Here is a 20,778-nt window from a genome sequence, read left to right as displayed (position 1 = left end):
AGCCTTTTTATTTAGTATAATACCATAAAAAAAGGCAAAGAATGGAAAAAAAAGAACCTCAGATAATACCAGTTCAATATATCCCTGTTAATCAATGCGAAGAAGATGAAATAGACTTAAAAGAGCTTATTAAAACAATTCTAAAATACAAAAAATTTATAATTATATTTACACTAATAGTTACTTTTTTTGCAGCTTTATACGCATTTTTAAAAACTCCTATTTGGGAAACACAAAGTTCTATTCTTATAGGACAGATAAATTCAAAACCTATAATATCGCCTGAAAATTTAAAAGAATATTTAAGCTCAATTTACAGAGCTGAACTTGAAAAAAAATTCAAAAAATTACCAAAAGCTTATTTAGCTGATATTTCTGTTCCTAAAAAATCCAATTTATTCATAACTTTAACAATAGACGGTCTGTCAAATAACTATGACTTACAAAAATTAAAAGAAGTTTTAAATAGTATTCATAACGGGTTTAAAGACAAAATAGAAAAATATAAATTGCAAAAACAAAATGAAATACAAAACATCAAATTTCAAATTCAAAAAATTAACAATGTTACTGTTCCAAATATTAAAACTGAAATAAAATTTTTACAAAACAGAATTAAATTACAAAAAAATTTAATTAAATATTATAAAAACCAAATAAAATCAATAAACCAGAAAATAGTATTTTTAAATAAAAACATTAATCAATACAAAAAACTTATTGATAAATTAATAAAAGCTAATGATAATAATAATAATATAAGTTCTAATTTAATTATTTCAAATAAAATAATTTCATATCAAAATATGATTACTAATTATACTAATCAAATCAAAGATTTATCTCTTCAAAAAAATAAAATAATTTCACAAACAATACCCGATATTTACGACAATATAGAAAACTTGCAAAATAAAATTGATAATTTAAATAAATCTTTAAAATTTGATATACCTCAACAAATTCAAAATCTAAAAAATCAAATAGCTCAAATTAACCTTGCCCTAAAAAACACTTTTGCAGCAAAAGAAATAGGTAAACCTCTAATGTTTGACCATCCTGTGAAACCAAAGAAAAAATTAATAATTACCGTAGCTTTTATAACAGGATTAATACTTTCAATCTTTTTAGTATTTTTTATAGAATTCATAAAAGGATTTAAAGAAGAATGATTGTTTTAGGGGAAAAATATAAATTTATTGAGATAGAAAAAGAGTTGCTTGAAAAAAAAGGATTCAAACTAAATTTTATTTCTTATAAAGAAAAAAATTCAGATGAAATTATAAAAAAAATAGAAAATGAACTAAAAAAAGAAAAATATAAATTAATTGTTCTAAATACAAAAGCGACTATTCCAAATGAACTAATACAATATCTAACTTCACTTGAGCTTAAAGGCATAAAATATATAACAATTGAAAATTTCCTTGAAAAATACCTTCATAAATTATACATTCCAAAAGAGATAAACGAAGCTTCTTTTCTTGAAAAAATAAAACCTTTTTCTAAAAGACAATACATCCTAAAAAGAATAATGGATTTTTCAATAGCTATCCCTCTTGGAATAATTTCACTTCCTATTATGATATATTCAGCTTATAGAATAAAAAAAGAATCACCTGATGGACCTATTTTATTTAAACAGACCAGAATTGAAAAAAACAAAAAACCTTTTACCTGCTATAAATTTCGCTCAATGAGAACAGATATTGATTTTTTTAACCATTATACACAAAAAAACGATCCGAGAATTTTCCCGTGGGGTGCCTTTATGAGAAAAAGCAGGATAGACGAGCTTCCTCAGCTCTGGAATGTCCTAAAAGGTGATATGCATCTTTTAGGACCAAGAGCCGAATGGGATGAACTTGTTAAAAAATATGAAAAGAGTGGTCTTATTACCATATACGCCATATAAACGCCCCGGGAATAACCGGCTGGGCTCAAGTAAATTATCCATATGGCAAGAATCTTGAAGACACTTACCAAAAACTTATGTATGATTTATATTATATCAAAAACTGGTCTTTGTGGCTTGAAATTAAAACTATTTTTAAGACTATAAAAGTGATGATTGGGAAGAAGGGGTTATAATTTTTTTAAAGACAATTTTTAATTAAACTTAACTTTTTCAATTTTTTCGCTTTTAACTTTTTCAAATTATTTAAAAAGTAAAATCCTGACCCTTATTTTTTTTCTTTTCTATAAAAATTTCTTTCATTTAAAACCTTTTATCCTTGTTAACAAGGATAATTATATCATATTTTGTCATTTTATAAAAGGATAAAATAACATTTTAATCAAAAAGTAAAGTCCCGACCCTATATACTTGACAGGTCAGACTTTGTTAAGTATAATAAACAAGTTAAAAATTAATTTGTTAACTAAAGGTTTCATATGATAAATTTTAAAAACAGATTTGCCAAACTTCTTTCAAATTTCTCAAAACCTTATAAAAGATATCTTTTTAAAAAAGTCGATTTTAGTGAAAAATTAATTGGAATTACAGGCGCAAGAGGTGTGGGAAAAACAACATTTTTACTGCAATATTTAAAAGAAAACCCCCTTCCCTTAAATAAAAAACTTTATATAAACGCAGAATTTTTAGAATACAGCTTTTTAAAACTCTATGATTTAGCAGAAGAATTTGAAAAAAAAGGCGGAAAAGTTTTAGTGATTGATGAAATTCATAAATATCCTAATTTTGAAAAAGACTTAAAATTAATTTATGACACCCTTGATTTACAGGTAATTTTTTCCGGTTCGTCCGCTATAAAACTCGAACATTCTAAAGCGGACCTTAGCAGAAGAGCGGTAGTTTACAAAATGAACAATTTATCTTTCAGAGAATTTTTAGAATTAAAAACAAATCATACTTTTGAGAGTTATCCGTTAGAAGAGATTTTGCAAAATCATGAAAATATTGCATTTGAAATTATTTCAAAAATTAAACCGTTTGAATATTTTGATGAATATTTACAAAAAGGGGCTTATCCTTTTTATTTTGATAACAGCGAAACTTATTGTCTAAAACTTGAAGAAGCTGTAAATGCTTCTATTGATTCTGATTTGTCTTTAATTTTCGATATTAAACCTATAAACTTAATCAAACTAAAAAAACTGATTTATCTGATTTGTGTTTCTGAACCGTTTGAACTTAATATCACAAAATTATCTCAAAAAATAGAAATAAGCAGAAATTATTTATACCAGTATATATATTATTTAGAAAAAGGGGATATTTTTAATATTTTAAACTCCAAAACAAGAGGAGATGCAATTTTTGTAAAACCTCAAAAAATTTACCTTAAAAATACAAATTTAAATTATTGTTACTGTGAAAATTCAAAAACAGGAACACTTAGAGAAACATTCTTTGCTAATCAATTATATGAACACAAGTTAACCTATCCTAAAAATGGTGATTTTTTGGTAGATGAGAGGTATACTTTTGAAATTGGAGGGAAAAATAAATCATTCTCCCAAATTAAAGATGTAAAAAATTCTTTCATAGTTGTGGACGGTGTTGAAATAGGTCATCAAAACAAAATTCCACTTTGGTTATTTGGATTTTTATATTAAAATTTATAAAAATAAAAATATTGAAATTAATTTAACATTCAACATTTAACATTTAACATTCATAACTAATCACTCATTTCAGTTAAAAAGTAAACTCCTGACCCTATAGTTTTTATCTTTTTACAAAAGGATTTTTTGGCTTAATATCAATAGTATAACCCAAAATTCCTAAAATTTTATCAAATGTTGCAACACTTATTTTAGTTAAATTTCCGTTTTCAAGTTTAGAGAGTGTCGCACGGGAAATATTAGCCTTTTTTGCCAATTCTTCCTGTGATAAATTTTTTTCTTTTCTTAATTTTTTAATTATTTTTCCAAGATCTGATAATATCATCTTTTATTTCCTTATTTTGCCAGCTATCAAGCATTCTTTTACCGATTATTTCAAAATGGGAATTATTAGATATATATTCTTTTAAAAAAGAAATGCCTTTTTTTAAAGCTTCTTTACATTCTAAATAAAGCTCTTTTGCATTATTTAAAAAGCAGTATTTTTCTCCAAATTCAATTAATTCTTCATCATACCATTTTTTTCTTCCAAACATTGTAAGGGCAGGTTTGTCTTTAAAAATATAAGCAGTTGTAGTTACAACATCATAAGCAGGAGCAAGCCAAATTTTATTAAAATCATCGCTAAATAAAAGCCCAAAATTTTTAAGATGAGCATCTCCGTTTTTTAAAAAATAATTCATTACAATCATTTTAAAAAAAATCTCCATATCGTTTACATCACTAACATATTGATAAATTGTTTTTGCAACCTGTTCGTAGCTTCCTGTATATTTAAAAATTTTTGTTTTATCCATAAGAGAAATTACTTCTTCAAATCCTATATTTTCACTGTCAAATCTTTCAATTACTAAAAATTTTTTATTTTTAGAAAGATATATCTTTGGAATTTTAATTCCGGTAAATTCTAATGTTTTTAAACAAATATATTCATTTTCGGCTAAATACTTAAATTCATCTCCCCAGGTTTTAATTATATAATTTTTAAATACAAAATTTTCTTTATCTTTTAAAACAGCCATAGTTTTTGGCTGAACCCCGGATATTGCATTTTTTTTCAAAAAAGTTTTTAACAAATAATTAAAAGTATCATTAGTATCATTTTCTAAAATATAATCTAATTCAAAATTTACACCAAAATCATTTGTTTGACCATATTTAATCCTCCCCTCTATATTCGGGGCCAAAATTGAAAAGAGTAAATAATCGTCTATATATCCATAATTTTTTGTTAAATAATTTTTAAAAACTTCAAACAAATACCCCTCTGGCAAAAAAATATCAAAATAAGGGATTATTTCATTTTCTTTTATATAGTATTTTTGGGTGTTTGGAAGAGAAAGAGAAATTGAATTTTCAATATCAAAGTTTTTATATTCTAAAATATACTTTTTATCTTCTTTATCAAAAGTTGCAATATGTTGTTTATGATGAAATATATCTATCATGATTTTACTTTTTGTTTAAATTACTTTACAATAGTATCATATTATTAATAAAATGTAAAGTATTTTATACATCTATTTAATCTTTCATTCCCTCCCCATACTCATCACTAATTTCAATTAAAAAGTAAAATCCTGACCCTTTTTAATTCAACATTTAACATTCATAATTCAAAACTCATAACTCATCATTCATAACTCATAATTCAACACTCATAACTCATAACTAATCAATAAGCCCCTTTTCCTGTAATCATAACTTTAATTGTTTTTAAAATAATTTTTAAGTCATATAAGAAAGACTTATTTTCAATATATTCTAAATCTTGATTTATTCTTTCTTCAAATGTAGCTTCATTTCTTGATGAAACTTGCCATAAACCTGTAACTCCGGGTTTGACAGATAAAAGTTTATTCACTATTTCTTTAGGAATATTATACTCTTCAAATTCTGACATTATATAAGGCCTAGGTCCCACTACACTCATATCACCTTTTAAAACATTTATAAATTGAGGTAGCTCATCAAGAGAAGTTTTCCTTAAAAATCTGCCTATGGGAGTAACTCTTGGATCATATGTTTTTAGTTTTCTGTATTTTTGCCACTCTTCTTTTGCCTGAGAATTTTTTTCTAAAAATTCTTTCAAAATTTTATCATTATTTTCATACATAGTTTTAAATTTATACAAATTAAATTCTTTTCCATTTAATCCAGGTCTTTTTTGAATAAAAAAAACTTTCCCACCATCTGTTAATTTGATGATTATAGCTATTGGAATAGTGACAGGCAAAGTAACTACAATAGTAAAAATAGAAAACGCAATGTCAAAAATTCTTTTTATCATTTATTAGATCCTTATTAAGTTAAATTTTTTTTAAAATTTTATATTTAAAAAATTGTTTGCTTATTAATATTAAAAAAATTAAATTAGTATATAAATATCTTTTCCAAAGTCTCTTTGGATCTTGAATCAATCTATATAACCATTCTAAAGAATATTTTTGCATCCAGTTGGGAGCTCTTTTTTTTACTCCTGCATACACTTCAAATGCTCCACCAAATCCTATCATACAAGATTTAATTTTATTTTTATGTTCTGCCATCCATTTTTCTTGCTTTGGACAACCAAGTGCCACAAATACAAAATCTGGATTATAATCATTTATCATCTTTATAATATTATTTTTTTCATTATCATTCAATTTCCTAAATGGAGGTGAATAACTTTTTATTTGAATGTTAGGATATTTATTCTTTGCTTTTTTTTCTATTTTTTCTAAAATTTCCCTTGTTGAGCCATATAAAAATATCTTTTTTTTTAATTTTGCACATTCTCTTATTAAATCCGGCATTAAATCCATACCTGCAATTCTGTCTTGATCTATTCCATAAATATATTTTATAGCTTTTGCAATAGGCATACCATCAGGAATAACAATGTCAGCATTATCTACTACTTCTTTAAATTTTTTATCCAAATATGCTTCTATTAACATATGAACATTTGTTACACATACATAACTAGAAATTTTTTTTTCAGATAATAAAATTATATTTTTTAAAAAATTTTCATAAGATCCTATACATATATTAATATTTATTATTTTTTTTCTAAAAATCATTGATAACCTTTTCATATATATCTATTAATTGTTTATAATTTTTTTCAGGAGTATATTTTTCCAAATACTCATCTCTTGCATTTTGATAAAAAGTCTTATCTTTTTTTTCAAAAAACTCTGTAATTTTACTTCTTAAGTCTATAAAATCTCCTGCAATAAAATGCAAACCTAAATAATTATCTTTCACTATCTCTGCTTGACTACCAATATCTGATGTAATTATAGGTGTGCCTGTTGACAAAGTCTCAACTAATACCATTGGAAATCCCTCATACCATTCTGATGGAAATATTAAAGAAATACTTTTTTTGAGTAAATTTATAATCTCTTTCTTGGATTTAAATCCTAAATATTTTATATTTTTATTTTTTTTAGTATATTTTAAAACCTCATTTTTTAAAGGCCCTTCACCCACTACATATAGATTATATTTAGTATTTTCAAAAGCTTTTAACATAGTTATTATTCCCTTTTCTATAGACAATCTTCCAACATATACAAAATAATTTTCTCTATTTTTATATCCATTTCCAAAATCATCTACAAAATTAGATTTAACTAAAAATTTCTCTTCAGAAATATTCATATTAGAAGATAAAAATTTATTTTTTTGAAAATTCGTTAATGTTATAAATTTATCAACTTTGCTATGCCATGTTTTTATATATTTATGAATATTTGTTACCAAAGAAAGAGACAAAGTTTGCATAAATGAATTTCTATAACATTTATGTATAATACCTGAATATGGAAATATCTTATCCATACATTTTTCACATATATTTCCATTTCTAAATAAAATAGCATTTGGACATATTAATCTATAATTATGTAAAGTTAAAACCACAGGTATTTTAAATTTTTTTGCTACCCAAAATATAGAAGGAGAAGCAATAGGGAAAAAATTATGTACATGAATAACGTCTGGTTTAAATTTTTTAATCTTATCTTTTAACATATTAGCAGATTCAATATTATAAATACCAGATATACCTATTTTTAATTTACTAAAAATATTATTTATTCTACTATTCTCAAAAATTAATTTATCTACCATATGTCCTTTAGCTTTTAATAAAGACATTTCGTTATAAAAAACTGTATCTTCTCCACCATTTTGTTTATATTTATTATGAACCATTAATATTTTCATTTTATAGTACATTCTTCCATAATTTTTTCATATATTTTAAAAGCTCTGTATTGTAATTTAAATAAATATATATTATTTGTTATTTCATTGATTATTTTTTCTTTTGAATCTTTCTTTTTTTTAGAAGGCATTGAAATAAATGTAGAAATATCGTAGATATTTTTTTTTCTTTTTAATTCTTCTTTATCCATTAAAAAAACTAAATCTTTTGCCTTTTTTATAATATTTTCATCGGGTAGACATAAATTAAAATTATATTTTTCATTTATTATTGATATAAATTTTTTAGGCTCTTTAATCAATATATCAAAATTAAATAAAACTAAATTGGAAGATTTACATATTTTTAGTATATTTGTATAAAAATGTATATAATATTCAAATCCTATTTTTATAGACACATTCTCTCTTAGAAAAAACGAAATAACAGCATCTTGTGGATTTCTAATTAATATAACTATGGGTTTATCTAATTTTAATGCTTTTAAAACATGACCTACTTCATGTCTATGACGTGCAATTTTAATATCCTTATTTAAGGATTTTAATAAAGCTACTGCAAATGTATTTCCGCTTCTAGGAAAACCTTCTATTAATATATCACTATTTTTATTAATTAAAATATCTTTTCTTTTAACAAAATTTAAAAAATTTTCATATATTATATAATTCGTATTAAATAATATTTTTAATTTCCATTTTAGGTTTTCTTTATTCATATTTGTAAATCTCCTTCTTTGATGGTAATTTTAATAAACAATAATAAAAAACAAAAAAAGCTTGAAAATATTCGTAATAATTATCTACCATACCTATAAGTAATAAAAATATTATAATAAATTTTCTATCATAAAAAGAAAAAATATTTTTTCTTTTTAATTGATAAAAAAACAGAACAAATATTATAAAAACATTAACTAGACCTAATTCAGCAATAAAAGAAAATATTGAACCATAAGGATAATTAAAAGCACCTTGTAACCAATGAGGAGAATGTAATAACTCTTGCCATAAATAATAAGTGTTATGATACATATATTCTGATATATTTTTAAAAGGAAAAGCATGAACATATTCTCCTGTAAAAAATAAAGCCGCTCTACTGGAATAGGTACCTCCTCCCATTCCAATAAACAAAAAATTAATTGCATGATTTTTAAAATCATTTATAAAATTAACTATATATACTCCTTTATAACTTAATTTAGATAAATTTTCAAAAGATGAAAATGAATGTAATATTAATATTACTCTTTTAATTATCATAAAAAAATTATCAGGTTGCAAAAGTTTATATAATATTAATACAAAAATAAAAAATAGTACAAATTTAAATAAAGATTTATAACTTATACTTAATAATAATGCTATCATTACAGCTAAAATTAAATGATTTACAGATGCTAAAAATATAATAAATATAGAAAAAAAAACTAGCGTTTTATTTATATTTTTACCATAGTAAGTAATATACATATACAAAACTAATATCATAGTAAAAACAAATACTACATTAGCAGAATCAGGTGTAAAAATAAAAGGTATTCTAAAAGTACCTGCTATTATGTCTCCAAAATTAACATCAAAATTAAAATGAAATTTAATAACCCATTTTAAACTATTAATAAAAGAAAAAATAATTTGAACAAATAAATAAGCTTCTATAACTTTTTTCATAACATAATAATTATTTATAGGTATTATATTATTCAATTTTTTAAAATTAGTTATTAATAAAAAAATAATTGGAGAAATAAACAAAAAAAATAATAAAGTATTAAACATAAAATAAATACTGTTATTTATATATATTGATATTATTAAATTAAATATAATTAAAAGAGCTAAATAAATAAATGTAATATAATTTATAGGTAATTTTTTATTTGATATTTTTATAAATAAAAACAATTCATAAAAAATTAAAAAAAATAACATCTCTGGTTTATAAAAAAAAGAAATAAATATTAATGGTAAAAAATTTTTCCAAAATAATTTATTTGTTAAAAAGTATTTAAATTTCATAATTTTCCTATAATAAGTAGTTTTTTTCTTTTCCCCATATATTAAAAACACCATGATAAAAAGCTTTATTAAATAAAAAAAATGCGTCAAATTTAAATGTAAATAAAAAATATAAATTGTATTTTATAAAAAACATAAATAACTTGAATTTATTAAATTTTAAATATAAAAAAGTTCTATTACGATAAAAACAATAATCTTTTAAATTATTATTTTGATAAATAAAATTTTGATTCAAAAATCTTTTAGATTTCATTCTTGATTTAGGATGAATAAATAAGCTTTTTGTATAAATACAAGTTTTAAATTTATTTTTTATTCTATAAAAATACTCTACTTCGTCTCCCCAAATAAATAATCTTTTATTAGGAAAACCTATGGTTGCAATAACCTTTCTATTAATTAGTGTTCCATTGAATAAAGTAATATAATTATAATAAATATCATTATTTAAATCTTCTATAGAATAAAATTCTTTTTTATCAAACAATATTTTAAATGCCAAATCTTTTGTATTTTCTTTTGAAACAACCAAAGGTTGTAATACTAACAATCCACTTATTTTATGAAAATTTCTTAATTTTATTAAAGTTTCATTATTAAATGGTTTTCCATCATCATCCATAAGCCATAACCAATCATATTCTTTTTCATAAGCTCTTTTTACACCCTCATGAAATCCTCCAGCTCCTCCTGTGTTTTCATTCATTCTAACATAATGAACTTTTATAATGTCTCCATTAGTTAAATTTTTAATTTCAAATTCTTTTTCCCAAGGTTCATTTAACTCTTTTGGAGGTAATTCTTGTATATACCCTTTTTCCAAAAGTAATTCTGGAGTTTTATCTGTTGAAGCATTATCTATCAAATAAATTGCTTGTAATGGCCTTGTTTGTTTTTGCAATGCTTCTAAACATTCTATTAAAAGCTCTTTTCTGTTATATGTAACTACTACTGCACAAACTGTTTCTTTATTACTACTCATTTAACTTTCTCCTCAAAAACTTCTAAAGCTCTTTTAATTATATCATCCATATCATAATATTTATACTCAGCAAGTCTTCCTACTAATATTATATTTTTGAAATTATTTGAAAATTCTAAGTATTTATTATATTTTTCTTGGTTTTCTTTTGTAAAGATTGGATAGTATGGTGTATTTTGATTTTTTATATATTTTTGTGGATATTCTTTTAAGATAACTGTTTTATTAGTTTCAACCGGATGAATATATTTAAATTCGGTTATTCTTGTAAAGTCATAATTGTTTGGATAATTAACAGTTGCTACTTCTTGATAATATTCTTTTTCTAGAGTTTCAAATTTCATTCTCACACTTCTATATGGAAGCTCTCCAAACTTATAATCAAACAGCTCATCTATTTTGCCGGTAAAAATAAGTCTTCCTTTAAATTCCTGATTTAAAAAGTATATTTTTTTAGTATCTTGATCTATTTTAATAACTTCTTTAAAATCCGTATTTAACATTATTTTTATATTTGGATGATTTAACATTTTTTGAAATAAACTTGTATATCCTTCTTTTGGTATTCCTTGATACTTATCATTAAAATATCTATCATCTTTTCCAATAAAAACCGGCACTCTTGCTGTAACCTCACTATCAATCTCTTCTGGTTTTTTATCCCATTGTTTTGCTGTATAATGGACAAATATTTTTTCATAAACAAAATCAGCTAAAAATTTTAAATCTTTATCATTTGATTGTTTTAATTTTAGTATTGGAACTTTTGAATTATATTCATAATTTTCAAGAAGTTTTTTTTCTATTCTACAAGAGAGTTCAATTGGAAAAACTTCATACAAAGCATTAAAATTAAACGGAATTGGAACTTTTTTGCCATCTATAAAAGCCAATACCTTATGATGATATATATCCCATTCTGTAAAATTACTTAAATAATCCCAAACTTGCTTTTCATCAGTATGAAACAAATGAGGTCCATATTTATGTACTAATATATTTTCAATTCTCTCATCATAGCAATTCCCACCAATATGATTTCTTTTTTCTATTATTAAAACTTTTTTATTTAATTTATTTACTATTCTTTCAGCTAATACACTCCCTGCAAAACCTGCTCCTATTATTATATAATCAAACATATAATTTTCCTTTCATAATATTTATTCCTGTTTTTTGTAAATAAACATACATAGTAATTGTTATGAATAATTCTACAACTAATACTGAAATTGCTGAACCTATTTCTTGAAATAAGGGCACTATTATTAAGGATAAAATAATATTTAAAATACTTCCACTTATTAAAATTTTACTAAAAGCTTTTTTTCTATTAAAATTAAGCATTGTCTGAATTCCAAAAATATTACTTAATGCAATAATAAAAGGTAAAAACGCAATAATCTTTAAAACTAAAATACTTCTTTCATATTTTTCTCCTGCAACTAAATGAATAATCTCAGGAGCAAATATAAAAAGCAAAAAAGATAAAATAAAACTAAATAGTCCAATATAAATAGTAATTTTTCTAATGAAATTTAATCCTTCTAATTTATTTTCTTTTACTTTTTTAGAAATATATGGATAAACAGTCTGTGAAATAGGTCTTAATAAACCTTGGACTGCACTTTTAATTTTATCTGCTATTGAATAATATCCTACAATCATATTATTTGTAAACAATCCTAAAATAAATGTAGTAGATACCGTATATAAACTTATTGCTATATTTGATATAAATATATGCCAACCATCTGTAAAATAAGTTTTAAGTGTTTTTAAAGTTTGCAATCTAAATTTTATATTAAAATCTTTTTGAATAATATATAAAGCTATTAACCCTGCACTTATAAATCCTAAAGAATTAATCAGTGGCACCTTCCAATAATCACTCTCTTGATGAATAAAAACAAATATTGCTATTGTAAATATAACCTTAGATAATATGTTTAAAAATGTTATATATTTCATTCTCTCAATTCCCTGAAAAAACCATTGAGGAAATAGAACCTGACCTATCACCATCCCAAATGTCAATAAAAAAACTTCTAAATGTACTCTAAACTTATTAAAACTATAAACTAAAATTAGCAATAATAAAAAAGAAACAATCATTAAAATAAATTTTATAATCATAACACTGCTAAATATTTCATTAAGTTTTTCTTTATTATCTCTATAAATAGAAACTTCCCTTGTAGCTGTAAGATTAAATCCATAATCGGTTAATATATTAAAATAAGCTATAGTTGCCCCAGCAAATGCTAAAAGTCCAAATTTTTCCACGCCTAAAACCCTTACTAAATAAGGAAATGTAATAAGAGGCAATATATAATTTGCTCCTTGTAATATAGCTAATGAAATAAAATTTGACAATAATCTTTTGTGCTCTTCTTTTTGAAATTTTTGTTTTAGTTTTTTAATCATTGAATTACAAACCATGGATTTAAAAGATTTTCTTTGTTATAAACTAATAGTCGATAGTCGTTAATTGGTAATTGATAAACTTTTGCTCCAGTTTTCCTAACCACAGCATCAGCTGCTGCTGTGTCCCACTCCATAGTAGGAGCAAGGCGAGGATAAATATCTGCTTTTCCTTCTGCTACAAGACATAGTTTTAAGCTACTGCCAATAGAGATAAAATCATAGTCGATAGTTGATAGTCGATAGTCGATAGTCAAGGATTTAATAAATTTTTTTGTTTCATCATTTAAATGACTTCTGCTTGCTACTATAATAAACTTATCATCATTTCTTTTTATTGGAAGTTTTATTAGTTTATCTTTTTCTATTTTATATGCATTTTCATTATCATTAAAATAAATCCAATCTAAAACTGGTGCATAAACGACTCCAAAAACAGGTTCATTTTTATGAATCAAAGCTATATTTATAGTAAATTCTCCATTTTTTTTGATAAACTCTTTTGTCCCATCAAGTGGGTCTATCATCCAAAAATATTCCCAGTTTTTTCTCTCTTCGTATGGAATATCTTTTCCTTCTTCACTTAAAACAGGTAAATTATATTTTTTAAGTCCTTTTATAATTATATTATGAGATATTTTATCTGCCATAGTCAAAGGAGATTTATCATCTTTATATTCTACTTCAAAATCTTTATTATAAATATTTAAAACTTCTTTTCCTGCTTTTCTTGCTATTTCTAAAACATCATCTATATTAAACTCAAATTTATCTGTTTTAAATATTTTATTATACACTTAAAAACCCTTCTCTCTAAACTATTGTCTATCGTCTATTATCTAAAGTCTAAATATTTTTTATTTTTTAAATAATCTATTATTAAACTTACTGATGAAATAATATCATACTTTTTAGTATCAATTATAATTTCTGGACTTAATGGTCTTTCATAAGGAGAATCAATTCCTGTGAAATTTTTAATCTCTCCATTTAAAGCTTTTTTATAAAGTCCTTTTGGGTCTCTTTGTATACAAACTTCAAGTGGAGTATCCACAAAAACTTCTATAAAGTTTTTTGTTCCTATAATTTCTCTGGCTTTCTCTCTATCTTCAATAAAAGGAGAAATAAATGCTGTAATTGTAATAATCCCTGCATCTACAAAAAGTTTTGCAACTTCACTTATTCTTCTAATATTCTCTTTTCTATCTAAATCACTAAATCCTAAATTCTTATTTAATCCATGCCTTATATTATCTCCATCAAGTAAATATGTATGATATCTCATTTTATTCAGCTCATATTCTAATTCATTTGCAATAGTGCTCTTACCACTTCCACTTAACCCTGTAAACCAAAGGACACAGCCTTTTTGATTTTTAATTTTTTCCCTGTCATTTCTTGTAACTTTATTAGGATGCCATACAATGTTTTTCATAAAAATCCTTTCCAGTATCCAGACTATAGACTCCAGACAATAGTCAATAAAAGCAATGCTTTGCCGTGCTGTTTTTTAAATTTTTAACATAGTTAAAAATACTATCGACTATCGTCTATTGACTATTGTCTATCGTCTCATTTAACATAATGTTTCTTTACATACTTTACTATCAAATCCGCTGCTTCATCAGGATTCATTTTCTCTGTATCAATTACAATTTCAGCATGTTTTGGTTCTTCATATACATCACTAATTCCTGTAAAGTTTTTTATTTCACCTTTTAATGCTTTTTCATATACTCCTTTATAATCTCTTTTTTTACAAGTCTCAATACTTGCTTTTACATAAACTACGATATTATTTTTTACCATTTCTCTTATCATTTTTCTGCTTTCACGATAAGGAGATACAAAACTGCAAACTGTAGAAACTGAATTTTTTTGAAGAGTTTGGATTAAGTGTCCTATTCTTTTAATATGCCTGTTTCTCTCTTCTCTGCTAAATCCCGCATTAGGGAACATTTCTCTTACATCTTTAGAATCTATTCTCTCAAGTGGTATATCAAGCTTTTTTAATTTTTCATATACTTTATCAGCAATAGTTGTTTTACCACTTAGAGGAAGTCCTGTAAACCATAAATTAAAAGGCTCAATTCTTTTTCTACCCCATCTTATTCTTTGCCATGCTTTTTCATGCCCCCAATATAACCCAACTTTTGCTATTGTTTCCAATAATCCCGTTGCAACCGCAAGTTCTACATTTCCAAAAAAAACATAAACAATACTCATTGTAGTACCGGTAGCTATAAAACGCCAGCTAATCCCTTTTACAATTGAACGAATATTTGTCTCTTTATACAAATCTCATCCTTTGGATGAGATAAGGTTTTGGGTATAAGGTTTTAGGTAATAGAAATAATTTTGTGTAATTATCATATATTTTTACTCCTATAATTTATTAATGATTTTATCATTTTTGAGATATCTTCTAATTCTTTTAACAAAGCTATATACTCTTTTTTAGTTATATAATTTATTTCATATGCAATTGTTATTTGAGTAATTAATTCAGCAACTGAACCATTAGCTATATATAAAAACCTAATTGATTCCTTATTTGAATTTCTTTCATCTCCTTCAGCAATATTACTTGGAATAGAAACTGCACTTCGTCTCATTTGATCTTTTAATGAAAAGTCTCTTTTAAAAGTTTCTTTATTTGTTAAATAGTATATATCTACTACTAAACTTTTTGATTTTTGCCAAACATTTAATTCTCTAAAATTACCCATTTATCACCTTTTCACCTAGAACCTAACACCAAATACCCAATACCTCAATCACCTATTTTTCTACATCCCCACTCAGGAAAATGCTCTCTTATAAATTTATTAAGTGCAATTTCAGCTTCTGTATAAACTCTTTTTTTAGCTGTTTTTGTAGCTTCTCCTACTATCATTCCGGCAGCTACAGTATTATTTGTAATTTTATCTATTAATATAAATGCTCCTGTCTCTTTATTTTCTTCATAAAAATCAAATGCTATTTTTTCACTCAAATCAATTTTTACTCTTGCAATGTCATTCAGCTCAAGCGTTTTTGCTTCAAGTTTCTCCCAAGTATTTACATCTTTTTTAAATAATATTTTAGAAACTAGTGCATTTGTCTCTTTTGTATAAATTTTTAATATATATTCTCTATTTTTCAAAGGTTCTTCATCCATCCACACAATCATTGCTTCAAAAGAGTCATTAAATTTAGGTTCTATTTCTCCAACTTTAACTATCAAATCCCCTCTACTTATATCTATTTCATCGTTTAAAGTAAGGGTGATTGCCATATTTTTAAAGGCAGAATCAATAGTTTTAATGGAATCAATAGTATCAATAGTCTCTGGATTTATAGATGGAACAATGGATTTTATTTTCGAAAATTTTTTTGATGGGTATACAATTATATTATCTCCTGCTTTTATTTCACCACTGCTAATAGTACCTGCAAAGCCTCTAAAATCAAGATTTGGTCTGTTTACATATTGGACTGGAAAGCGGAAATTAGTCGATAGTCGATAGTCAATAGTCGTTAATTCTACCGTATCTAAATATTTAAGAAGTGGAAGACCTTCATACCAAGGTGTATTTTTTGAGTTTTCTACTACATTATCCCCTTTTAATGCACTTATAGAAATAAAGTCTATTTTAAAGTCCATATTCTTATATGGAAGAGATAATCTTAATTTCTCAAACATTTTTTTATAATCATTTACTATTTCATTAAATCTTTCCTCACTATAATAAACCAAATCCATTTTATTTATCGCAACTACAATGTTTCTAATTCCAAGCAATGTTACTAAAAATGAATGTCTTCTTGTCTGAGTAAGTACCCCTTTCCTTGCATCAATTAAAATTACCGCCAAGTCAGCAGTGCTCGCACCTGTTACCATATTTCTTGTATATTGTTCATGCCCTGGTGTATCTGCTATTATATACTTTCTTTTATCAGTTGAGAAAAATCTATATGCTACATCAATGGTAATGCCTTGTTCTCTTTCACTTTGAAGTCCGTCAACTAAAAGTGCAAAATCAATTTCTCCATCTACTGTTCCGTATTTTTTTGTTTCGTTTTTAGCTTGTGCTAATTGATCTTCAAATAGCATTTTGGAATCATACAAAAGTCTCCCTATAAGAGTTGATTTACCATCATCTACACTACCACATGTTATAAATCTTAGCATCTCTTTATTTTCGTGTTGCTTCAAATATTCAACTATTTCCATACACACCCTTTTTACTATTAATTCTATCTAAACTATTGATTCTATTGTTTCTATTATTTCTAAAAATACCCTTCTATCTTTTTCTTTTCCATACTACCTTCTTGGTCTTTATCTATAAGTCTTCCTTGTCTCTCACTTGTTTTGCTTAAAAGCATCTCTTCAATTATTTTTGGAAGAGTATCAGCATTTGAATTTATAGCCCCCGTTAAAGGATAACATCCAAGAGTTCTAAATCTTACTTTTTCCATTTTTGCTTTTTTTCTAAGTTCTTCTGGCATTCTATCATCATCTACCATTATTTTAGCACCTTCCCACTCTACTACCGGTCTTTCCTTTGCAAAATAAAGTGGAACTATAGGAATATTTTCAAGATATATATATTGCCAAATATCAAGTTCTGTCCAGTTACTTAAAGGAAAAACCCTAACACTTTCACCCTTATGAATATGTGTATTATATAAATTCCAAAGTTCTGGCCTTTGATTTTTTGAATTCCACCTGTGATTTTTATCACGAAAACTAAAAATTCTCTCTTTTGCACGAGACTTTTCTTCATCTCTTCTTGCTCCACCAATTATTGCATCAAAACCATATTTATTAAGTGCTTTTTTAAGAGCCTCTGTTTTCATTATATCAGTATGAACTTTACTTCCATGAATAAAAGGATTGATGTTCATTTCAATCCCTTCCGGGTTAGTATATACTAAAAGTTCCATTCCAAGCTCTTTTGCTCTTTTATCTCTAAACTCTATCATTTCGCGAAACTTCCATAATGTATCCACATGAAGTAAAGGAAATGGTGGTTTTGCCGGATAAAAAGCTTTCATAGCCAAATGTAGCATTACTGAACTATCTTTTCCTATACTATACATCATTACTGGATTGGAAAAATTTGCAGCTACTTCTCTTAAAATATATATACTCTCTGCTTCTAGTTGTTTTAAATGTGTTAATCTTTCATTATCTATCATGATAAATCCTTATACCATTCATAAATTTTCTAATTTTAGCATGTAGCAAGTAGTCAGTCGTCGGTAGATTATTTTCTACTCGCTGCTCGCTCATTTCTACATACCATCTATATACCTTTTCAATTCCTTCTTTTAATGTTGTTTTATACTGCCAACCTAAACTATGCAACTTACTAACATCTGTAACTTTTCTCATCGTTCCATCCGGTTTTTCTGTATTGAAATAAAAGTCTCCTTGAAAACCAATAATATCTTTAATCAAATATGCAAGGTCTTTTATTGAGATGTCTTTACCCGTTCCTATATTTATATGTGTATTGGTTATTGGTATATTTGTGTATTGGTTATTAGTTATTTGTTTGTTTTCACCAATATACGAATTACTAATATACCCATCAACAATGTCTTTAAAATCTACATTTTCCATTAAAAATACACAAGCATCCGCCATATCGTCTGAATATAAAAATTCTCGCATTGGTTTGCCTGAGCCCCAGATTTCAATCAACACCTTTGGTTTTGTTGATTGGTTATTTGTTATTGGTGTATTGGTGTATTGAATACCAAAGTGATTTAAAACTTTTAGTAAATCTTCTTTTGAACTTTTTTCCCCAATAACTAATAACGAATTACCAATAACAACTTTAGTCCCATTTAAATCTTTTCTAATTCCTTCCCAGTCTCCATTTTCAAGACATTTTCCTAAATGAATTTTTCTGATAAGAGCTGGTAGAACATGGGATTTTTCTAAATCAAAGTTATCATTTTCTCCATATAGATTAGTTGGCATTACTGAGATAAAGTTTGTGCCGTATTGTAAATTAAAACTCTCACACATTTTAATACCTGCTATTTTTGCTATAGCGTATGGTTCATTTGTATATTCAAGCTCTCCTGTTAATAAATATTCTTCTTTTATAGGTTGAGGACAGTTTTTAGGATAGATACAGGTACTTCCTAAAAACATCAGTTTTTTTACTTCGTATTTATATGCATTATAAATTACATTATTTTGAATTTGAAGATTTTCATAAATAAAATCTGCTCTATATGTATTATTAGCAATAATTCCCCCAACTTTTGCTGCTGCTAAAAATACATATTCAGGTTTTTCATTTTTTAAAAACTCCTCCACATCATTTTGATTTAATAAATCTAATTTTATCCATTTAACTTTATCATTTAAAGGCTGTCTGTTTCTATAAGTACTGATGACATTTTTATATCCCTTTTCAAGTAGCTTTTTAATAATAGCACTTCCTACAAGTCCTGTCCCTCCTGCTACATATATTTTACTATTTTTATTCATTTATATTCCTTTGTATTTGTTGTTTTATATCTTCAATACTTGGAATTGTATCTTTTAATTTATCTGGAAGTTTTGTAGTTAATCTATATTCACTAACTCCTATTGGCTTATTTATATCTCTTAAAGCATATTCTACAATTAAATCATTTTTTAATTTGCATATTAAAATACCTATAGTTGAATTATCTATTTCTGATTTTAAAATATCATCTACAGCAGATACATAAAAATTTAATTTTCCTGCATATTCAGGTTTAAATTCACCATTTTTTAATTCAATTACTACAAATGAATGAAGTTTTAGATGATAAAACAATAAATCTATTCTAAATTCTTGATTTTCTATTTCTAATTTATACTGCTTACCCACAAATGCAAACCCACTGCCAAGTTCAATTAAAAAATCTTTTATATTTTCAATTAAGGCATTTTCTAACTCTTTTTCTTTATAATCCTCACTAATAGTTAAAAAATCAAATATATATGGATCTTTAGTGATTTCTTTTACCAAATCTGATTGCAGTGGAGGCAAAGTATTATCAAAATTATTTACAGCTTTTTTCTGTCTATGATACAAGTCACTTTCTATTTGATGTATTAAAACATTCCTGCTAATTCCGTTTTTTAAAGTGTTTTCCACATAAAATATAGCTTCATTAATATCTTTACACTTTTGAATTATGACTATATTATGTCCCCATGGGATTTGAAACAATAAGGAAACAAGTTGTTTCCCTTTTTCATTATCCCAAAAATTTACCCATTGTCTAATAAATTTTAAATTTCTATAAGAAAATCCTTTTACATCAGGAAATGCTTTTGATAAATCTTTACTTAGATTTTCTAAAAATTTACTTCCCCATTTATAATTATTTTGAACTTCAATAATTTTTTTACCAAGATACCAATAAAATTGCAATAATTCACTGTTTACTTTTAAAGAAGCTTTTATTTGGGCAGATTTAAATTTAAATTTTAAATCTTCTAAAATTTTTTTATAATCTTGTAAATTATCAATAATCATATATTTCCCTATTTA

The 20,778-nt window shown here is 25.0% G+C and carries 22 protein-coding genes; 4 read left to right on the top strand and 18 right to left on the bottom strand.

Annotated features, from left to right (window positions below; genetic code table 11):
• Positions 1-41 precede the first annotated feature (41 nt).
• The 4 genes from DZ68_RS0104760 to DZ68_RS0104750 all read left to right on the top strand — a co-directional run bounded on the left by DZ68_RS0104760 (position 42) and on the right by DZ68_RS0104750 (position 3,579).
• Positions 42-1,172 carry a Wzz/FepE/Etk N-terminal domain-containing protein gene (locus tag DZ68_RS0104760; RefSeq protein ID WP_024790819.1) on the top strand — a complete coding sequence of 377 codons (1,131 nt, stop codon included), beginning with the start codon at positions 42-44 and terminating at the stop codon, positions 1,170-1,172.
• Complete coding sequence (locus DZ68_RS10030; RefSeq protein WP_201768040.1) at positions 1,169-1,915, top strand: sugar transferase; 747 nt, start codon at positions 1,169-1,171, stop codon at positions 1,913-1,915. The genes DZ68_RS0104760 and DZ68_RS10030 overlap by 4 nt, the downstream gene beginning before the upstream one ends.
• Positions 1,903-2,091 (top strand): sugar transferase, encoded by a 189-nt coding sequence (locus DZ68_RS11345; RefSeq protein ID WP_201767808.1) that lies wholly within the window; start codon positions 1,903-1,905, stop codon positions 2,089-2,091. The genes DZ68_RS10030 and DZ68_RS11345 overlap by 13 nt, the downstream gene beginning before the upstream one ends.
• A 303-nt stretch (positions 2,092-2,394) precedes the next feature.
• Positions 2,395-3,579 carry an ATP-binding protein gene (locus tag DZ68_RS0104750; RefSeq protein WP_024790818.1) on the top strand — a complete coding sequence of 395 codons (1,185 nt, stop codon included), beginning with the start codon at positions 2,395-2,397 and terminating at the stop codon, positions 3,577-3,579.
• Positions 3,580-3,691: 112 nt separating this feature from the next.
• Here the strand turns inward: DZ68_RS0104750 and DZ68_RS0104745 are convergent, their stop codons facing one another.
• From DZ68_RS0104745 to DZ68_RS0104660, 18 genes are all read right to left on the bottom strand, one after another.
• On the bottom strand, positions 3,692-3,913 hold the full coding sequence (locus DZ68_RS0104745; protein WP_024787501.1) for a helix-turn-helix domain-containing protein: 222 nt from the start codon (positions 3,911-3,913) through the stop codon (positions 3,692-3,694).
• On the bottom strand, positions 3,882-5,036 hold the full coding sequence (locus DZ68_RS0104740) for a type II toxin-antitoxin system HipA family toxin (RefSeq protein WP_024790817.1): 1,155 nt from the start codon (positions 5,034-5,036) through the stop codon (positions 3,882-3,884). Before DZ68_RS0104740 ends, DZ68_RS0104745 begins: the two co-directional genes overlap by 32 nt.
• A 227-nt stretch (positions 5,037-5,263) precedes the next feature.
• Complete coding sequence (locus tag DZ68_RS0104735) at positions 5,264-5,878, bottom strand: sugar transferase (RefSeq protein ID WP_024790816.1); 615 nt, start codon at positions 5,876-5,878, stop codon at positions 5,264-5,266.
• Positions 5,879-5,897: 19 nt separating this feature from the next.
• Positions 5,898-6,656, bottom strand: coding sequence for a WecB/TagA/CpsF family glycosyltransferase (locus DZ68_RS0104730; protein ID WP_024790815.1), 759 nt, complete (start codon positions 6,654-6,656; stop codon positions 5,898-5,900).
• A complete protein-coding gene (locus DZ68_RS0104725; RefSeq protein ID WP_024790814.1) occupies positions 6,646-7,809 on the bottom strand; it encodes a glycosyltransferase family 4 protein in 1,164 nt (387 codons plus the stop codon). Before DZ68_RS0104725 ends, DZ68_RS0104730 begins: the two co-directional genes overlap by 11 nt.
• On the bottom strand, positions 7,806-8,528 hold the full coding sequence (locus DZ68_RS0104720; protein ID WP_024787497.1) for a hypothetical protein: 723 nt from the start codon (positions 8,526-8,528) through the stop codon (positions 7,806-7,808). The genes DZ68_RS0104725 and DZ68_RS0104720 overlap by 4 nt, the downstream gene beginning before the upstream one ends.
• A complete protein-coding gene (locus tag DZ68_RS0104715) occupies positions 8,521-9,486 on the bottom strand; it encodes a hypothetical protein (RefSeq protein ID WP_156921105.1) in 966 nt (321 codons plus the stop codon). The genes DZ68_RS0104720 and DZ68_RS0104715 overlap by 8 nt, the downstream gene beginning before the upstream one ends.
• Positions 9,487-9,841: 355 nt before the next feature.
• Positions 9,842-10,819, bottom strand: a complete 978-nt coding sequence (locus DZ68_RS0104710; RefSeq protein ID WP_024790812.1) for a glycosyltransferase family 2 protein — start codon at positions 10,817-10,819, stop codon at positions 9,842-9,844.
• Positions 10,816-11,961, bottom strand: a complete 1,146-nt coding sequence (gene glf / locus DZ68_RS0104705) for a UDP-galactopyranose mutase (protein WP_024790811.1) — start codon at positions 11,959-11,961, stop codon at positions 10,816-10,818. The genes DZ68_RS0104710 and glf overlap by 4 nt, the downstream gene beginning before the upstream one ends.
• Positions 11,954-13,246 (bottom strand): flippase, encoded by a 1,293-nt coding sequence (locus DZ68_RS0104700; protein ID WP_024790810.1) that lies wholly within the window; start codon positions 13,244-13,246, stop codon positions 11,954-11,956. The genes glf and DZ68_RS0104700 overlap by 8 nt, the downstream gene beginning before the upstream one ends.
• The gene (gene cysQ / locus DZ68_RS0104695; RefSeq protein ID WP_024790809.1) at positions 13,243-14,040 is read right to left on the bottom strand and encodes a 3'(2'),5'-bisphosphate nucleotidase CysQ; all 798 of its coding nucleotides are present in this window, start codon (positions 14,038-14,040) and stop codon (positions 13,243-13,245) included. The genes DZ68_RS0104700 and cysQ overlap by 4 nt, the downstream gene beginning before the upstream one ends.
• A 38-nt stretch (positions 14,041-14,078) precedes the next feature.
• Complete coding sequence (gene cysC, locus DZ68_RS0104690; protein ID WP_024790808.1) at positions 14,079-14,678, bottom strand: adenylyl-sulfate kinase; 600 nt, start codon at positions 14,676-14,678, stop codon at positions 14,079-14,081.
• A 137-nt stretch (positions 14,679-14,815) separates the two neighbouring features.
• On the bottom strand, positions 14,816-15,541 hold the full coding sequence (gene cysC, locus DZ68_RS0104685; protein ID WP_024787491.1) for an adenylyl-sulfate kinase: 726 nt from the start codon (positions 15,539-15,541) through the stop codon (positions 14,816-14,818).
• Positions 15,542-15,612: 71 nt separating this feature from the next.
• Positions 15,613-15,972, bottom strand: a complete 360-nt coding sequence (locus DZ68_RS0104680) for a four helix bundle protein (protein WP_024790807.1) — start codon at positions 15,970-15,972, stop codon at positions 15,613-15,615.
• 44 nt (positions 15,973-16,016) lie between these two features.
• Positions 16,017-17,459: a sulfate adenylyltransferase subunit CysN gene (gene cysN, locus DZ68_RS0104675; protein WP_035908490.1), complete on the bottom strand. Its 1,443-nt coding sequence runs from the start codon at positions 17,457-17,459 to the stop codon at positions 16,017-16,019.
• Positions 17,460-17,518: 59 nt separating this feature from the next.
• The gene (cysD, locus tag DZ68_RS0104670) at positions 17,519-18,430 is read right to left on the bottom strand and encodes a sulfate adenylyltransferase subunit CysD (RefSeq protein ID WP_024790805.1); all 912 of its coding nucleotides are present in this window, start codon (positions 18,428-18,430) and stop codon (positions 17,519-17,521) included.
• A complete protein-coding gene (locus tag DZ68_RS0104665) occupies positions 18,420-19,739 on the bottom strand; it encodes a GDP-L-fucose synthase (RefSeq protein ID WP_024790804.1) in 1,320 nt (439 codons plus the stop codon). Before DZ68_RS0104665 ends, cysD begins: the two co-directional genes overlap by 11 nt.
• The gene (locus DZ68_RS0104660; protein ID WP_035908152.1) at positions 19,732-20,763 is read right to left on the bottom strand and encodes a YhcG family protein; all 1,032 of its coding nucleotides are present in this window, start codon (positions 20,761-20,763) and stop codon (positions 19,732-19,734) included. The genes DZ68_RS0104665 and DZ68_RS0104660 overlap by 8 nt, the downstream gene beginning before the upstream one ends.
• Positions 20,764-20,778: the final 15 nt, after the last annotated feature.

It is taken from the genome of Lebetimonas sp. JS085 (genome assembly GCF_000523295.1).
GTDB lineage: Bacteria > Campylobacterota > Campylobacteria > Campylobacterales > Nautiliaceae > Lebetimonas.
Note: the sequence above shows the minus strand (reverse complement) of the source record. Positions and strands in the feature narration are given on the sequence as shown.

Coding starts and splice junctions, on each gene's coding strand:
- DZ68_RS0104760 (WP_024790819.1), top strand. CDS start 42: ATGGAAAAAAAAGAACCTCAGATAATACCAGTTCAATATATCCCTGTT.
- DZ68_RS10030 (WP_201768040.1), top strand. CDS start 1,169: ATGATTGTTTTAGGGGAAAAATATAAATTTATTGAGATAGAAAAAGAG.
- DZ68_RS0104750 (WP_024790818.1), top strand. CDS start 2,395: ATGATAAATTTTAAAAACAGATTTGCCAAACTTCTTTCAAATTTCTCA.
- DZ68_RS0104745 (WP_024787501.1), bottom strand. CDS start 3,913: ATGATATTATCAGATCTTGGAAAAATAATTAAAAAATTAAGAAAAGAA.
- DZ68_RS0104740 (WP_024790817.1), bottom strand. CDS start 5,036: ATGATAGATATATTTCATCATAAACAACATATTGCAACTTTTGATAAA.
- DZ68_RS0104735 (WP_024790816.1), bottom strand. CDS start 5,878: ATGATAAAAAGAATTTTTGACATTGCGTTTTCTATTTTTACTATTGTA.
- DZ68_RS0104730 (WP_024790815.1), bottom strand. CDS start 6,656: ATGATTTTTAGAAAAAAAATAATAAATATTAATATATGTATAGGATCT.
- DZ68_RS0104725 (WP_024790814.1), bottom strand. CDS start 7,809: ATGAAAATATTAATGGTTCATAATAAATATAAACAAAATGGTGGAGAA.
- DZ68_RS0104720 (WP_024787497.1), bottom strand. CDS start 8,528: ATGAATAAAGAAAACCTAAAATGGAAATTAAAAATATTATTTAATACG.
- DZ68_RS0104715 (WP_156921105.1), bottom strand. CDS start 9,486: ATGAAAAAAGTTATAGAAGCTTATTTATTTGTTCAAATTATTTTTTCT.
- DZ68_RS0104710 (WP_024790812.1), bottom strand. CDS start 10,819: ATGAGTAGTAATAAAGAAACAGTTTGTGCAGTAGTAGTTACATATAAC.
- glf (WP_024790811.1), bottom strand. CDS start 11,961: ATGTTTGATTATATAATAATAGGAGCAGGTTTTGCAGGGAGTGTATTA.
- DZ68_RS0104700 (WP_024790810.1), bottom strand. CDS start 13,246: ATGATTAAAAAACTAAAACAAAAATTTCAAAAAGAAGAGCACAAAAGA.
- cysC (WP_024790808.1), bottom strand. CDS start 14,678: ATGAAAAACATTGTATGGCATCCTAATAAAGTTACAAGAAATGACAGG.
- DZ68_RS0104680 (WP_024790807.1), bottom strand. CDS start 15,972: ATGGGTAATTTTAGAGAATTAAATGTTTGGCAAAAATCAAAAAGTTTA.
- cysN (WP_035908490.1), bottom strand. CDS start 17,459: ATGGAAATAGTTGAATATTTGAAGCAACACGAAAATAAAGAGATGCTA.
- cysD (WP_024790805.1), bottom strand. CDS start 18,430: ATGATAGATAATGAAAGATTAACACATTTAAAACAACTAGAAGCAGAG.
- DZ68_RS0104665 (WP_024790804.1), bottom strand. CDS start 19,739: ATGAATAAAAATAGTAAAATATATGTAGCAGGAGGGACAGGACTTGTA.
- DZ68_RS0104660 (WP_035908152.1), bottom strand. CDS start 20,763: ATGATTATTGATAATTTACAAGATTATAAAAAAATTTTAGAAGATTTA.